Source organism: Paenibacillus graminis (assembly GCF_000758705.1).
GTDB lineage: Bacteria > Bacillota > Bacilli > Paenibacillales > Paenibacillaceae > Paenibacillus_AQ > Paenibacillus_AQ graminis.
Map to the genome: position 1 here is coordinate 373746 of NZ_CP009287.1, position 13865 is coordinate 387610.

A 13865-nucleotide genomic window follows, 5' to 3' on the forward strand; every position below is an offset into this window, starting at 1 on the left:
TATGTTGAATAAGAAAAAGGCTCTATCCCTGACGGCAAGTCTGGTTCTGGCGGGTGCGGTGCTGGCTGGCTGCAGCTCTGACAAGAAAGCCGAATCCGCTGCGGACGGGGGCGGGAACTCCACTTCAGCTCCAGCCGCTCCATCGACAGAGTTCACTTTCTATTATACAGGTTCGCAAAATGTGGATGATTTATGGAAAACGCTGATTCCAATGTTTGAAGCGAAGAATCCGGATATTAAGGTTAACCCGGTCTACGTTGCTTCCGGTACAGCTGCTCAGCCTACCTATGATAAAATCATGGCTGCCAAGCAGGCGGGCAAAGGCTCGGGCGGTGTTGATCTCTATGAAAGTTCAATTGATGACGTAACTAAAGGCAAAAATGATGATCTGTGGGATTCGCTCAGCGACGGCCAGATTCCTAACTTGAATAACGTTGACCAGAAAACCATGAATGACGTATCCAACCTGGCCGTTCCTTACCGTTCGTCTGCGGTAGTCCTCGCTTATAACAGCGATAAAGTTACTGCGCCTCCGCAAACACTGGACGAGCTTTACGACTGGATTCATGCCAATCCTGAGAAGTTCGCCTACAATGATCCGTCTACCGGTGGTTCAGGCAGCTCGTTTGTGATTACGTCAATCTACAAATTTCTGCCGGAAGAGGCTATCCACAACTCCGATCCAAGCATGGAGAGCCAGTGGACGCAAGGCTTTGAACTGCTGAAGGACCTGGGTAAATATGTATACGGAAAAGGAATTTATCCAAAGAAAAACCAGGGAACACTCGACCTGCTCGCCAGCGGCGAAGTAGACATGATTCCAGCCTGGTCGGATATGGTTTTGGATCAGATCGCCAAGGGACAGCTGCCGGCTTCCACCAAAATGCAGCAGGTGACGCCAGGCTTTAATGGCGGCCCTACTTATCTGATGGTACCTAAACTTTCTGACAAAAAAGATGCGGTGTACAAATTCCTCGATTTCACGCTATCGCCTGAAGCACAGGCGGAAGTTGTGAATAAAATGCAGGGCTTCCCGGGCATTAAGCTGTCCAATATGCCGCAAGACATCCAGGAATCCTTCAAAGGCGTGTCCGAAGGCTACCGGACATTCAGCCTTGGGGATCTGGGCAAGGATATCAATCAAAGATGGCAAAGTGAAGTTGCTGCCCAATGAGCAGACAAGCCAAAAGGGGGCTGCTGGGGATTTCCCTGGTGCTCCCTTCCTTTCTAATTCTGGTGTTTATCGTCGTCCTGCCTATTATAGGCTCTTTGAAGGAAAGCCTCACGAATGATGGGGGCGGCTACGACCTGTCCAATTATAAATTTCTGTTTACAGACAAGCTTATGCGCTCCAACATCATCTTCACCCTTAAGGTCACCGTGATTTCTTCATTGCTTGTACTGGCGGTCAGTTATGTTCTTGCGGTCTATATGCGTTTCAATAACGGCTTTGCTGTGCGCTGGATCCGCCGGATGTACATGATTCCGATTTTTATTCCTACCGTTATTGCTACTTACGGCCTGATGCAGCTGCTCGGCAATCATGGCTGGGCGGCGCGAATTTTGTACCATCTGGGGCAGGACAGCTTTCCGCGGATGATTTACGACATGAAGGGCATCATTATCGCAAATTTATGGTTCAATATACCGTTTACGACGATGCTGCTGGGCTCCGCTTTATCGTCCGTGTCAGATGCCGTTATTGAAAGCGCCAAGGATGTAGGCGCAGGACGGCTCCGGATTTTCTGGAGATTAATTCTTCCATTGACCTATAAGACACTGCTAGTGGCGGTCACCTTCGTGTTTATGGGTGTGATCGGCTCCTTTACGGCGCCTTATCTGGTGGGTCCCAATGCTCCACAAATGCTCGGCGTGTCCATGGAGCAGGTCTTCGGTGTTTTCCAGGACCGTCAGCTTGCTGCAGCCTTAGCCTTCTTCACCTTCCTGTTATGTTCGTTTATCGGATACTTCTATGTCCTTTCCATGATTAAAGAGGAAGGGATGCGGCGGTCATGAAAACGGCAATCTTGGATGCACGGGGCAGAGTAACGCCTGCAAGCTCGAAATCGCATATTATCCACCGGTTCTTTCTGACTTCGGCGGGAGGGCGGCTAGGGATCGATTTTTCGTACGGACCCAAGCAGCTGGAAGATTTGGAGAAAGCGAGGACTTTGATCGAGCGCAGTATTGATCTCTACTTTGAAGAAGAAACCCTGGCACAGGCCAAAGCGCACTTTAAATCGTATTTGCCGCTTAACAATCTGATTACGGTCTCGGTTGATAGTCCCCATGGGCATCTTGGTGCTGCGCACCGGCATGATCCGGAACAGTTTCTGCATGTATCCAGACATGAGGCCTCTCCCGGTCTTGTCTCCGGGGATATCGTGCCGGGAATGTGGGAGGTTACCTTAAGCCTGCATGCTATCGTAACCGACTACTGTGAATATTCGCTGCAAATCTGGCAGGAAGAGGAGGAGGCGAAATGACCTGGATAGCCTGTGAGCTTCATACGCATACGTTCCACAGTGATGGCAGGCAGTCTTTGAACGAGCTGGCTTTGGGGGCCAAAGCGCTTGGTTTTGACTGTATTGCCCTGACCGACCACAATACGATGGCAGGACTGGCGCACAAAGAACAGATTGAACGTGAAACCGGACTGTTGATTATCCCGGGTATGGAATGGACCACTTTCTTCGGTCATATGGTTACAATCGGGGTCAAGGATTACCAGGATTGGCGGAGGGCGGGGCCGGGAGATATCCATGCCGGACTGGCCCGGGTTCATGAGCAGGGCGGCCTTGCCGGCATGGCTCATCCTTTCCGTCCGGGCAGTCCGATGTGTACGGGCTGTTTCTGGGAGTTTGAAATCCGCGACTGGAACGAGATCGATTATATCGAAGTCTGGTCCACGACCTTTGCCCCGGTGAAGAAGAACAACATCCGTGCTTACCGGCTGTGGACGGACAAATTGAACGAAGGTTTCCGGCTTGCTGCTACTTCGGGAAGGGACTGGCATTTCCAGGAGCAGACGGATGCACCTTTATCCGTGACCTACTTGCGGATTCAAGAGGGGGAAGCGCCTAGTACTGAACGGGCGATAGCAGCGTTGTCCTCCGGCCGGGCTTCTGTCACCTTGGGACCCAGGCTTGATCTGGAAGTGAATGTTAACGGGGAAGTGTATCAAATCGGTGATGCAGTAAGTAGCTCGGACGAAAGGGAGCGGCTGGCGTCTGTTAAAGTTCCGGCGGATTTCACCTCCCGACATGAGCATTGGCATTTGCCGGAGCAGTCATTTACGGTCAGTCTGAAGAGCAATTTAGGCGTACTGTACGAGCATGCCGGTATACCGGAGCAGTTTCCGCTTCATACTGAAATCTCCGTTCAAGGCTTGCTGTGGATGCGCGCCGAGCTGTGGGGGATTATTCAGGGTGTGAGAACGCTGATTGCGTTTACGAATGCCATATATTTCGACTGAACAAAGAATTTATTCAACAAGAAGGCGAGGGATCGGAGATGGATGCAGAGGGAAGGAAATGCTTCCCATTCATAACAGCGCATACTGGCTGTATGGAGACGCTGGACAATACCCTGGACGCTGTTCGGATGGGGATTAAGCTTGGAGCAGATATCGTTGAGGATGATGTGCGGGTGACGAAAGACGGAATTCCCATACTGGCCCATGATGATATCTGGACTACGGCAGCAGGGCGGAGCATCAGCATCTCAGAGATGAGTTTCGTTGAGCTGAAGAATGTAGAGGTCGCTGTAGATTATGCCGGCAAGCGGGGCAGCATGACCTTCAGCACGCTGGAAGAGATGCTGCGGTTAATCAAGCCGTCCGGAGCAATCGCCAATCTCGATCTGAAAGTGGATGAAGCCGTGGACGCTGCTGCAGAACTGGTCCATAGATTAGGCATGCTGGAACAGGTCTTTCTGTCAGGCTGCGAAAGGGAGCGTGCCCTGTTGGCACAGCGCAGACAGCCTCAGCTCAGAAAGCTGCTTAATGCGGACATCCGGCTCTTCAGAACCTCACCTTATGAGCTTGCCGTGGAACAGACCTGCCGGGAGGCACTGGAGGCTTCTTGTTTTGGAATCAACATTTATCATGAAATTGTGACTCCCTGGTTTATGGAGCGCGCCCATGCTTCCGGGCTGCCCGTGTATGTCTGGACCGTGAACGAGACGAGGCTTATGGAGCGTTTCGCCGATCTGGGCGTTGCCTCCATCACGGCCCGGAATGTGCAGGCGTTGGCGGACTTGAAGCAGGAGAGAGCCATTGAAGCATGACCATATTCCTCAATCCAAACTAACCTGCAAACAAGAGAAAAGGCTTGAGCAGTGGAGTCTGCATCAAGCCCAAAACCTACTTTGGGGCATTCACCGTCCCCGCTTCGTGAATATCTGGAAAGCCACACCGAACTTGTCAGTGACCATACCATAAGCGGGACTGAAGTAGACGGGGGCAAGCTCAATATCAACTTGGCCGCCTTCTTTTAAAGAGTGGTACAGCTGCTCAGCCTCTGCGGTGCTGTCTGCCGTGATACAGATGTTGATGCCGTTGCCCGGAAGCAGTGCCTGTCCTTCCTCCAGATCGGCCACAAAAAAATCCGTTGCTCCCACACGCAGCACAGAATGGGCAATGCGTGCCTTGGCTTCCTCAGATATCGGTGCATCGGGATTCTGCGGCCCTTCTCCGGCGGTTTGCTTGAAGAGCAGCTTAGCCCCCAGCACCTCCTGATAAAATTCAATCGCCTGCTGTGCATGGCCGTCGAGCAGTATAAAAGGGTTCAGCTGTAATGTCATATTCCAATCTCTCCCTGCTAGAGCTGGGCTATAAGTTCATTGTAGGGTATAATAGTGACAAGTATTGTCACATATAAAAAATTATTGGAGCTATGATATGTCAAAATCCAAACGGCTGCTGGATCTGATGATGACCGTCAACCGCAAGCGAAAGTTCACTGTAAAAGAGCTGGCAGGGGAGTTCGGCGTGTCCCCGCGGACCATCCTCAGGGATTTGCAGGAGCTTGGGGAGCTGGGGGTTCCGCTATATTCCGAAGTGGGGCCGCATGGCGGCTACCAGGTGTTGAACGAAAGAATCCTCCCGCCGATTGCGTTTACAGAGGAGGAAGCGGTGGCGATCTTTTTTGCCAGCCATGCCCTGCGCCACTACAAGTACCTGCCCTTCAAGGAAGAGTCTGTGGCCGCATTGCAGAAGTTCTATCATTATATGTCCGGGGATGTCCGCGACCGTATTGACGAGATGAAGCACCGGATAGATTTCGTAACCCCGGCGCGGCAGGCGGAGTTTCCATATCTCGCTATTCTGCTGGAAGCCGCCACAGGACAGAAGGTGCTGCAGATTGATTATGAAACGAAAGGCAAACGTATGGACCGGGCCATCCAGCCGATCGGCATTTATGCCAGCAATGGGCTGTGGTATTGTCCGGCCTATTGTTTCCTGCGGGGCGGCATCCGCGTGTTCCGCTGCGACCGGATTCATACAGCTGATTATGCAGTCTCCGGGCCTGCGCCGCTGGATTTGCGGCATGTGCATCTGGGGAATAGGGATAATTACAGCAATGTGCAGCAGAGAGAGGAGGCAGAGGGGCAGAAAGAGCCTAGGCAGGGAGCAGACCGGAAACGGGTTCAGGTGCCAGTCAAGGAGCCGGGTTGCAGGCAGGCCGGAATATACATAGAGCTGACGCAGGAAGGTGTTCAGGCTTGTGAGGCGGAGCTGTGGTCGTCATCGCTGCTGCATATCCGCGAAGACGGCACCGGCTGGCTGGAAGGCGGGGTCCCGCACAAAGACCTGTCCTTCTTCGCCCGGTTTGTGATTGGCCTCTGCAATGAAGCCGAGGTGCAGGAGCCGCCGGAATTGGCCGGGATGGTAAAGGCGCTGCTTGCCGGGATGCTGGACAGATACAAGTAGAGCGGTGCAGGGAGTCCTGTTCAAGCTGCACACCCCGGCTAGAAGCTGAACACCCTCCTCAATCCTGTCCTCGGCAATGCCGCCGCTGTGAAGGGTGAGCAGAATGTGGAATCCTGCCCCTTGGCCGCGTACCGATGCTTTTCCCCCGAAATTCCGCTGGATGGCACCCAGAAGCAGATCATGTTTCCTCTGGTAGACCAGACGCATTCTCCGCAAATGCTTCGCAAAGTGCCCCCTCTCCATGAAATAATGCGGCGCAATCTGATTCAGACGGGAAGCGGAATGCTCCAGGTATAGCTCGCTTTTCAGGCGGTGATAATCCGGCACAAGTGACTTGGGCAGCACCATATAATGAATACACAGCGCCGGAGCCAGCGATTGGGCGAAGCTGCACATATAGATCACAGGACTGTCTTCCAAAAGTCCCTGCAGCGCGGGAATCGGACGCCCATGATAGCTTGAACTCGCCGTCGTAATCATCCTCTATAATATAGCCGCTGTTTCCCCGTGCCCACTCCAGCAGCGTCACCCGCTTCGCTATTGGCATCACCATCCCCCGGGGGAACTGGTGGGAAGGTGATACATAATATCCGCTGCGCGGCTTGCTCACCATGAAGCCCTCGGACAGCAGCTGCTGGTAGGCCAGCTCTACCGGAGTGGTGCTGAGCTGAAGCTGGGCAGCCATGATGCGGATGGAGGGCAGGCGGGTGCCCATAGGCAGCGAGCCGCTGATGATTTCTTTTTTGAAATAGTCATATAGCTGTATGTAGTAAGGCACTCCGCCAGTGTCGCTGAGATTCGGGACAAGCAGCATAGGAACTCCAATCTGTCCTTCGAAAAAGGACGGTTTTGTCTATATGTAAGTATACAATTCAGTCATATCATAGAGTAGAGCTACATTAACGACAGGGGATGAAGAGAATGAGCAGGAACTCCGGCATGTTATGGGGGGAAAAGGTATATCTGCGCCCGCTGAACGGGGAAGACGCCGAGCTGTATTACCATATGTTCTACGATGCGGAGACCCGCAGGCTTACAGGAACGCAGAAGCATATTACGAAGGAGCAGATCGCGGCATATATTGGGCGCAAAGCGGAAGATGACAGCGCGGTGCTGCTGCTGATTGCACTTAGGGACAACGATGAGACGATCGGTGATATCGCCATTCAGGATATGGACCGCAATAACCGTACGGCCAATCTGCGGATTGCTATAGGAGACGAAACCCATCAGGGCAAAGGCTATGGCCGGGAAGCGCTGCTGCTGATGCTTGACTACGGCTTCGGTATTCTGAATCTGCACCGGATTGAACTCGAGGTTTATGCATATAATAAGCGCGCAGCGCATGTGTATGAGTCGGTTGGTTTTGTCCGGGAGGGTGTGCGTCGCCAGACGCTTTTCTATAACCATGAGTACCATGATGTAGTAATGATGAGCATGCTGGAGAACGAGTATCGGGAGCGCTACCTATCCTCTAAGGTCAAATAAGGTCAAAAAGTGAAATACACTAAAATTTGGTTTGCAAAATGAGCTGAAATGCCGGATTATCCCGGTTTTTCGGCTTATACAGGTTTTGTCTTCCCCGAGGAGGGGGACTATAATGAAGCCATAGGTCAAATAAAGTCAAAGTCAAAGTCAAAGAGAGGAGAATGTAAAATGTTTGATTTGGTTCCTTTTGGAAAACGCAGAGATGATGCTTTTGGTGTGCTGGCCAAGTCCCTGAATGAAGTGTTTAATGATGATTTTTTTGCACCCATTAAAAGCTCCACCATGTCCTTCCGTACGGATATCCGTGAGAACGAGCAGGCGTATCTGATCGAGGCTGAACTGCCCGGCTTCAAAAAAGAAGAAATCGACATTGATTACGCCAGCCCTTATTTGACGATCAAAGCGGTACGCAAGGAAGACAACAGTGAGGAAAACAAGGACCATCAGGTGGTGCGCAGGGAACGCCGGTATGGGGAGTACGTCCGCCGGTTCTATGTGCAGGATGTTGCCGAGGATGGAATTCGCGCTTCGCTGAAAGACGGTTTGCTGACCCTGTCGGTACCGAAACAGCAGAAATCGCTGGGTAAACGCATTGAGATTCAAGACGATGGTTCTTCCGGAGAGCGGCTTCAATAAATGCTTCATAAAAAGCTTCAATGAACTAGAAAAAGCTTCAATAAACAGAAAGTTGGCACATGCGGCGTTATGCGGCAGGCATCCGGGGGAAGCGGAGCGCGTTGCTGCATCGCTGCAGTGTAGAAGAAAGCAGATGTTCAAGTCCGGCCGGACCGGCTGGTAAAAGGGGTCCCTGGGACGGCGGCAGCGCCCTCCCTCTAAGCTCCCTGCAGGAACAGCGGATTCGCCGGGCTTTTCATATAGCACCATCATACAGGCGCATTGTAGTGGGAATTCCGGCTATGGTGCGCCTTTTTACGGAATTGGAAATTTCTATATTGCAGCAGAGTGAGACACAGCAATATAAACAGGCCGGAAAACAGGGTAATAAATAATAAGGAACAGATGGACGGTACGGCTCAGCTTATGAAAGGAGGAGATACCATTGGCGGCAAACTTTTACGAAGCATTGGGTGTAGGGGAAAAGGCTTCCAAGCAGGAAATCAAAAAAGCCTACCAGAGGCTTGCCAAGAAGTGGCATCCCGATGTCAATAAGGCTCCGGAGGCGGAAGCCAAATTCAAGGAAGCGGCGGAAGCGTATGAGGTGCTGGGCAATGAGGAGAAGAGAAAAGCCTACGATCAGGAACTTCACTACGGGTTCGGCGGTGCGGCCAGCGGCGGGACGCGGCGCAGCGGAGCTTCTTCGTCGGCGTATGGGGATTCGCCTTTTGGCGCGGGGTGGGGCGGGAGCTCCTCCTTCGGCGGGAGTATTCCCGATGATGATTTGTTTGGAATGTTTTTTGGCAGCCGGGGAGCGGCGGACCGGGCGGGGTTTGATTTCTTCTCGGGCAGCGGCAGCGCCGGCAGCCCTTTCGGCGAGGCCCGCAGCACGATGCAGGCGCAGCTTGAGATTTCACTGGAGCAAGCATACAAGGGCGGCAGCATTCGGGTTCAGGTGGGCGGCAAGGATGTGAACGTCAGCATTCCGCCGCGTTCCGCTGAGGGGACGGTTATCCGGGTTCCCGGCAGCAGCGGGAGTGGGGCGGTGCAAGGCGGGGATCTGCTGATCTCCCTGCACCTGCTGCCGCATGACATTTACGAGCCGGACGGCGGTGATCTGTACGGCACAGTAGAGATCGCGCCTTGGCAGGCCGTGCTCGGCAGCGAAGCCAAGGTTCCGCTGCCGGACGGCAGCAGCGTGAAGCTGAAGATCCCTGCCGGGATGGCGGGCGGCCAAACGCTGCGCCTCTCCGGTAAGGGGCTGAAGCGCCCGAATGGCGCGAACGGAGACATTCTGTTCGCAGTAGAGATTGTGATTCCCGCCGGGCTGACGGAGGCGGAGAAGAAGCTGTACCGCCAGCTGGCCGAAGCTGGCAGCTTCCAGGCCGGGCCCAAGCGGAAGGGTCCGGGTGCATCGCGGCGCAAGGCTGCGATGGGCTAAGCGTGGGCGCGGCTGCGCTGGCGTGGACGGGCGGCGCGCGCCCTGGGGGGCTCGAAAAGAACGGCAGAAATGCCGTTGTTGGGCATCCAACGGCTGGAAATGAGGGAATGAGAGGTATAAGTACCTTTGAATTTGACGCAGGCGGGCGATACGAGGGAATGAGAGGTAAAAGTACCTTTGAATTCGACGCAGGCGGGCGATACGAGGGAATGAGAGGTAAAAGTACCTTTGAATTCGACGCAGGCGGGCGATACGAGGGAATGAGAGGTAAAAGTACCTTTGAATTCGACGCAGGCGGGCGATAGGAGGGAATGAGAGGCAAAAGTACCTTTGATTCCGGCGCAGGCGGGCGATAGGAGGGAATGAGAGGTAAAAGTACCTTTGATTTCGGCGCAGGCGGGCGATAGGAGGAAATGAGAGGTAAAAGTACCCTTGATTTCAGCTTAGGCGAGCGATTTGAGGAAATGAGAGGTAAAAGTACCTTTGATTTCGGCTTAGGCGGGCGATACGAGGAAATGAGAGGTAAAAGTACCCTTGATTTCGACTTAGGCGGCTATTGATGGTTTGAACAACATATCTGCCGTTGTTGGGCCCCTACGCCCGCCCGAACGGGCCTATCATCGACGTGGGCGGCCGCCCAGAGTCACGGCGAACAAGCAAAATACAGAAAGGTGATGAAGGAGATGGACTTCAACAAGTTAACACAAAAGCTGCAGGAGGCGGTTGCCGCAGCGCAGTCGCTGGCAGCGGCTGCCGGGCATCAGGAGATTGACAATCTCCATCTGCTCAAGGCGCTGCTCCAGCAGCATGAAGGGCTTCTGCCGCGCCTGCTGCAGAAGATGAATATTCCTGTACCCGAGCTGCTGCAGGGTACGGAGGCGCTGCTGCAGCGGAAGCCTAGCGTCAGCGGCTCCGGGGCGGGGACGATGCGGCGGTATGCATCGCCGTCGCTGATCGCTGTGCTGGAGCAGGCCGAGAAGGAAGCCGCACAGATGCAGGATGAATTTGTGGCGGTGGAGCACGCTGTGCTTGCGATGGTGTCTGATTCCAGCAGCGGGAACCGGGAGCTGCGCGGGCTGTTTACCAGCCGCGGCGTTACGCGCGACAAGCTGCTGGAGGTGCTCGCCGAGATCCGCGGACATCAGCGTGTGACCAGCCGTGAGCCGGAAGCAACCTATGAGGTGCTGGAGAAATACGGCCGCGATCTGGTGGCCGAGGTGCGGGCGGGCAAGATTGATCCCGTCATTGGCCGCGATGGGGAGATCCGCCGGGTCATCCGCATTCTCTCCCGCAAAACGAAGAACAACCCGGTGCTGATCGGGGAGCCCGGCGTAGGGAAGACAGCGATTGTCGAAGGGCTCGCCCACCGGATAGTCCGCAAGGATGTGCCGGAGGGGCTGAAGGATAAGACGATTTTTTCACTCGATATGAGCGCGCTGATCGCCGGAGCCAAGTACCGGGGAGAATTTGAGGAGCGGCTGCAGGCGGTGCTGAAGGAAATCCGTGAGAGTGACGGACGGATCATTCTCTTCATCGATGAGCTGCATACGATTGTCGGCGCGGGCAAAACGGAGGGGGCGATGGACGCCGGCAACATGCTGAAGCCCATGCTGGCGCGCGGCGAGCTGCACTGTATCGGTGCGACGACGCTCGATGAATACCGCAAATATATTGAGAAGGACCCGGCGCTGGAACGCCGTTTCCAGCAGGTGCTGGTCAGCGAGCCGGATGTTGAGGATACCATTTCGATTCTGCGCGGGCTGAAGGAACGTTTCGAGGTCCATCACGGAGTGAAAATCCATGACAGCGCGCTTGTGGCGGCCGGTGTATTGTCGAACCGGTATATCACGGACCGTTTTTTACCGGACAAGGCGATTGATCTGGTCGATGAAGCGTGTGCGATGATCCGCACAGAGATTGATTCCATGCCGGGCGAGATGGATGAAGTAACCCGCCGCCTGATGCAGATGGAGATCGAAGAAGCTGCGCTCAAAAAAGAAACCGACGATGCCAGCAAGCGCCGCTTGGAAACCCTGCAGCGTGAGCTGGCCGATCTTAAGGAAAAGCATCTGGAAATGACAGCACGCTGGGAGAAGGAAAAGTCAGCCATTCAGGGTCTGCGTGAACTGAAGAAGAAGCTGGAGCAGGCCCGCAAGGACCTGGTGGATGCACAGGAGGTTTACGATCTTAACAAATCTGCCGAGCTGAGCTACGGCATTATCCCCGATCTCGAGCGGCAGCTCAAGGCAGCGGAGGAAGCGGCGTCGCAGGATCAGGAGAGCCGGCTGCTGCGTGAAGCCGTGACCGAAGAGGAAATCGCCGACATTGTATCCCGCTGGACTGGCGTTCCTGTAAGCAGACTCGTGGAAGGCGAACGGGATAAGCTGCTGCGGCTGGAGGATACGCTGCATGAGCGGGTAGTTGGGCAGGAGGAGGCCGTCCGGCTGGTAGCCGATGCTGTGCTCCGGGCCAGAGCGGGCATCAAGGACCCGAACCGGCCCATTGGCTCATTCCTGTTCCTGGGGCCGACGGGGGTGGGTAAGACCGAGCTGGCGAAGGCGTTGGCGGTATCGCTCTTTGACCGCGAAGATGGCATGATTCGCATTGATATGTCAGAATATATGGAGAAGCACAGTGTTTCCCGTCTCGTCGGTGCGCCTCCTGGTTATGTCGGCTACGAGGAAGGCGGCCAGCTTACCGAAGCGGTACGCCGCCAGCCCTATACGGTGGTGCTGCTGGATGAGGTGGAAAAGGCCCATCCTGATGTGTTCAACATCCTCCTGCAGCTGCTGGATGACGGGCGGCTTACGGATTCGCAGGGCCGGATGGTGGACTTCAAGAATACGATTATCATCATGACCTCGAACATCGGCTCGCCGCATCTTATCCAGGGGACCGATGACAACGGGGAGCTTACGAATGCGGTCAAGGACCGGGTCATGAAGGAACTGGGCGGTCATTTCCGGCCGGAGTTTCTGAACCGCGTGGACGACATCGTGATGTTCAAGCCGCTCCAACTGGATGAGATTGAACAGATTGTTGTCAAATTGGTGGATGGACTCCGGCTGCGTCTGGCTGACCGCGGTGTTGGCCTTGCGCTTAGCGAATCGGCAATACGGTTTATCGCCAGGGAAGGCTTCGATCCGGTATACGGCGCAAGACCGCTGAAACGGTTCATCCAGCGCAGTCTGGAGACCCGTGTGGCGCGTGCGCTGATCGCCGGTGAGGCAGAAGAAGGCTCCGTAATGGAGGTCAATGAAGCCGGAGGAGAGCTATCCGTATCAATTACGCACCCGAAGCCGGCGGAGGCGCTGAACTCTATCTAATTGAAGGGGATGTGAGCCGAATTCTGGATTGTAAAGGGCCGATAGCTGCACTTTACACAATGAAACAGGCTGTGAATGATGAGTTGAAGTGGGGAAGAACAAAGACGGGTTATGTCGAATATATTGCAGGCTGCAGGCAGGACTAGGTTTGGCGGTTGCGAGAGAGCAGAAACGGAGGTTCGTATCTTATGTGCGCGGAGAAAGATATACCCTTTGTGTCAAAAGACAACCCGCTGGCTGTTTCCGTGATTAAAGCGATTCGTACTGGCGATGTACCATCGCTAAGGCGGATGCTTGCCGAGAATTCCGGGCTGGTCACGTCAAGAATTGCCGGAATAAACGACGAGTGCAGCAGCAAGGGGGAGTCGCGTACTCTGTTGCATATTGCCACCGATTGGCCCGGCCATTTCCCAAACAATGCTGCGACTGTTGCCGCGCTGATAGAGGCCGGTGCCGAGGTGAACGCTCGATTTAACGGACCGCACAGCGAGACACCGCTCCATTGGGCGGCGAGCTGTGATGACATCGAGGTGCTTGACATGCTTCTCGGTTCCGGTGCCGACATCGAGGCTCCCGGCGCTGTCATCGCCGGTGGAACGCCCCTGGATGACGCAGTGGCGTTCGCGCAGTGGCGGGCGGCGCACAGGTTGATTGAGCACGGGGCTAGATTCGCTCTTTGGCATGCGGCTGCGCTGGGTCTGCTTGACGCCATGGAGGCACATTTCGCCGGAATATCGCTTTCACAGCGGTACCCTTGGGGAGCAGGACATCCTTCACCTCCGGACGAAGTGACCGTCGCTTTCTGGTGTGCTTGCCACGGAGGGCAGCAACACGCCGCCGAATACCTGCTTGACCGAAAGGCTGATCTGAACTGGATTGCGGTGTGGGATGGCCTCACCCCCCTGGACGCTGCTAAGCGCAGTAATGCTGCTGATTTGGCAGAGTGGTTGCGCGGGCTGGGCGCCAAATCCGCAAAAGAGCTAGGCTGATCAGTCGTGCTATGAAGGCCTAACGGAAACAAGCGTCCACAAGCCGTAAAGGCGGGGACGCTTGTTTTTTGGCG

General features: G+C 54.7%; 15 protein-coding genes. 13 read left to right on the plus strand and 2 right to left on the minus strand.

What is annotated here, in order from left to right:
* Position 1 precedes the first annotated feature (1 nt).
* From PGRAT_RS01650 to PGRAT_RS01670, 5 genes are read left to right on the plus strand one after another with little or no spacing between them, the layout of a single operon-like run.
* Positions 2-1174 carry an extracellular solute-binding protein gene (locus tag PGRAT_RS01650; RefSeq protein ID WP_025704239.1) on the plus strand — a complete coding sequence of 391 codons (1173 nt, stop codon included), beginning with the start codon at positions 2-4 and terminating at the stop codon, positions 1172-1174.
* Positions 1171-2016, plus strand: a complete 846-nt coding sequence (locus tag PGRAT_RS01655; RefSeq protein ID WP_025704238.1) for an ABC transporter permease — start codon at positions 1171-1173, stop codon at positions 2014-2016. The genes PGRAT_RS01650 and PGRAT_RS01655 overlap by 4 nt, the downstream gene beginning before the upstream one ends.
* Positions 2013-2486, plus strand: a complete 474-nt coding sequence (locus PGRAT_RS01660) for a hypothetical protein (protein WP_025704237.1) — start codon at positions 2013-2015, stop codon at positions 2484-2486. The genes PGRAT_RS01655 and PGRAT_RS01660 overlap by 4 nt, the downstream gene beginning before the upstream one ends.
* A complete protein-coding gene (locus PGRAT_RS01665) occupies positions 2483-3475 on the plus strand; it encodes a CehA/McbA family metallohydrolase (RefSeq protein ID WP_025704236.1) in 993 nt (330 codons plus the stop codon). Before PGRAT_RS01660 ends, PGRAT_RS01665 begins: the two co-directional genes overlap by 4 nt.
* 38 nt (positions 3476-3513) lie before the next feature.
* A complete protein-coding gene (locus tag PGRAT_RS01670; protein WP_025704235.1) occupies positions 3514-4287 on the plus strand; it encodes a glycerophosphodiester phosphodiesterase in 774 nt (257 codons plus the stop codon).
* A gap of 90 nt (positions 4288-4377) precedes the next feature.
* Here the strand turns inward: PGRAT_RS01670 and PGRAT_RS01675 are convergent, their stop codons facing one another.
* On the minus strand, positions 4378-4803 hold the full coding sequence (locus tag PGRAT_RS01675) for a VOC family protein (protein WP_025704234.1): 426 nt from the start codon (positions 4801-4803) through the stop codon (positions 4378-4380).
* A gap of 97 nt (positions 4804-4900) precedes the next feature.
* On the opposite strand from PGRAT_RS01675, the gene PGRAT_RS01680 reads away from it, so the two are divergent.
* On the plus strand, positions 4901-5932 hold the full coding sequence (locus PGRAT_RS01680) for a helix-turn-helix transcriptional regulator (protein WP_025704233.1): 1032 nt from the start codon (positions 4901-4903) through the stop codon (positions 5930-5932).
* A gap of 178 nt (positions 5933-6110) precedes the next feature.
* Here the strand turns inward: PGRAT_RS01680 and PGRAT_RS01685 are convergent, their stop codons facing one another.
* Positions 6111-6746, minus strand: coding sequence for a GntR family transcriptional regulator (locus PGRAT_RS01685; protein WP_025704232.1), 636 nt, complete (start codon positions 6744-6746; stop codon positions 6111-6113).
* A 107-nt stretch (positions 6747-6853) separates the two neighbouring features.
* Here PGRAT_RS01685 and PGRAT_RS01690 point away from each other — a divergent pair, with 107 nt between their 5' ends.
* The 7 genes from PGRAT_RS01690 (at position 6854) to PGRAT_RS01720 (ending at position 13791) form a co-directional block, all read left to right on the plus strand.
* Entirely contained in the window at positions 6854-7420 is a 567-nt protein-coding gene (locus PGRAT_RS01690) for a GNAT family N-acetyltransferase (RefSeq protein WP_025704231.1), read from the plus strand.
* A 168-nt stretch (positions 7421-7588) separates the two neighbouring features.
* A complete protein-coding gene (locus tag PGRAT_RS01695) occupies positions 7589-8056 on the plus strand; it encodes an Hsp20/alpha crystallin family protein (protein WP_025704230.1) in 468 nt (155 codons plus the stop codon).
* A 424-nt stretch (positions 8057-8480) separates the two neighbouring features.
* On the plus strand, positions 8481-9476 hold the full coding sequence (locus PGRAT_RS01705; protein ID WP_042265889.1) for a DnaJ C-terminal domain-containing protein: 996 nt from the start codon (positions 8481-8483) through the stop codon (positions 9474-9476).
* Positions 9477-9583: 107 nt separating this feature from the next.
* The gene (locus PGRAT_RS01710; protein WP_156124042.1) at positions 9584-9781 is read left to right on the plus strand and encodes a hypothetical protein; all 198 of its coding nucleotides are present in this window, start codon (positions 9584-9586) and stop codon (positions 9779-9781) included.
* A 108-nt stretch (positions 9782-9889) separates the two neighbouring features.
* On the plus strand, positions 9890-10036 hold the full coding sequence (locus PGRAT_RS32930; RefSeq protein WP_156124043.1) for a hypothetical protein: 147 nt from the start codon (positions 9890-9892) through the stop codon (positions 10034-10036).
* Positions 10037-10159: 123 nt separating this feature from the next.
* A complete protein-coding gene (clpB, locus tag PGRAT_RS01715; protein ID WP_025705168.1) occupies positions 10160-12802 on the plus strand; it encodes an ATP-dependent chaperone ClpB in 2643 nt (880 codons plus the stop codon).
* A gap of 188 nt (positions 12803-12990) precedes the next feature.
* Positions 12991-13791, plus strand: coding sequence for an ankyrin repeat domain-containing protein (locus tag PGRAT_RS01720; RefSeq protein ID WP_042265892.1), 801 nt, complete (start codon positions 12991-12993; stop codon positions 13789-13791).
* Positions 13792-13865: the final 74 nt, after the last annotated feature.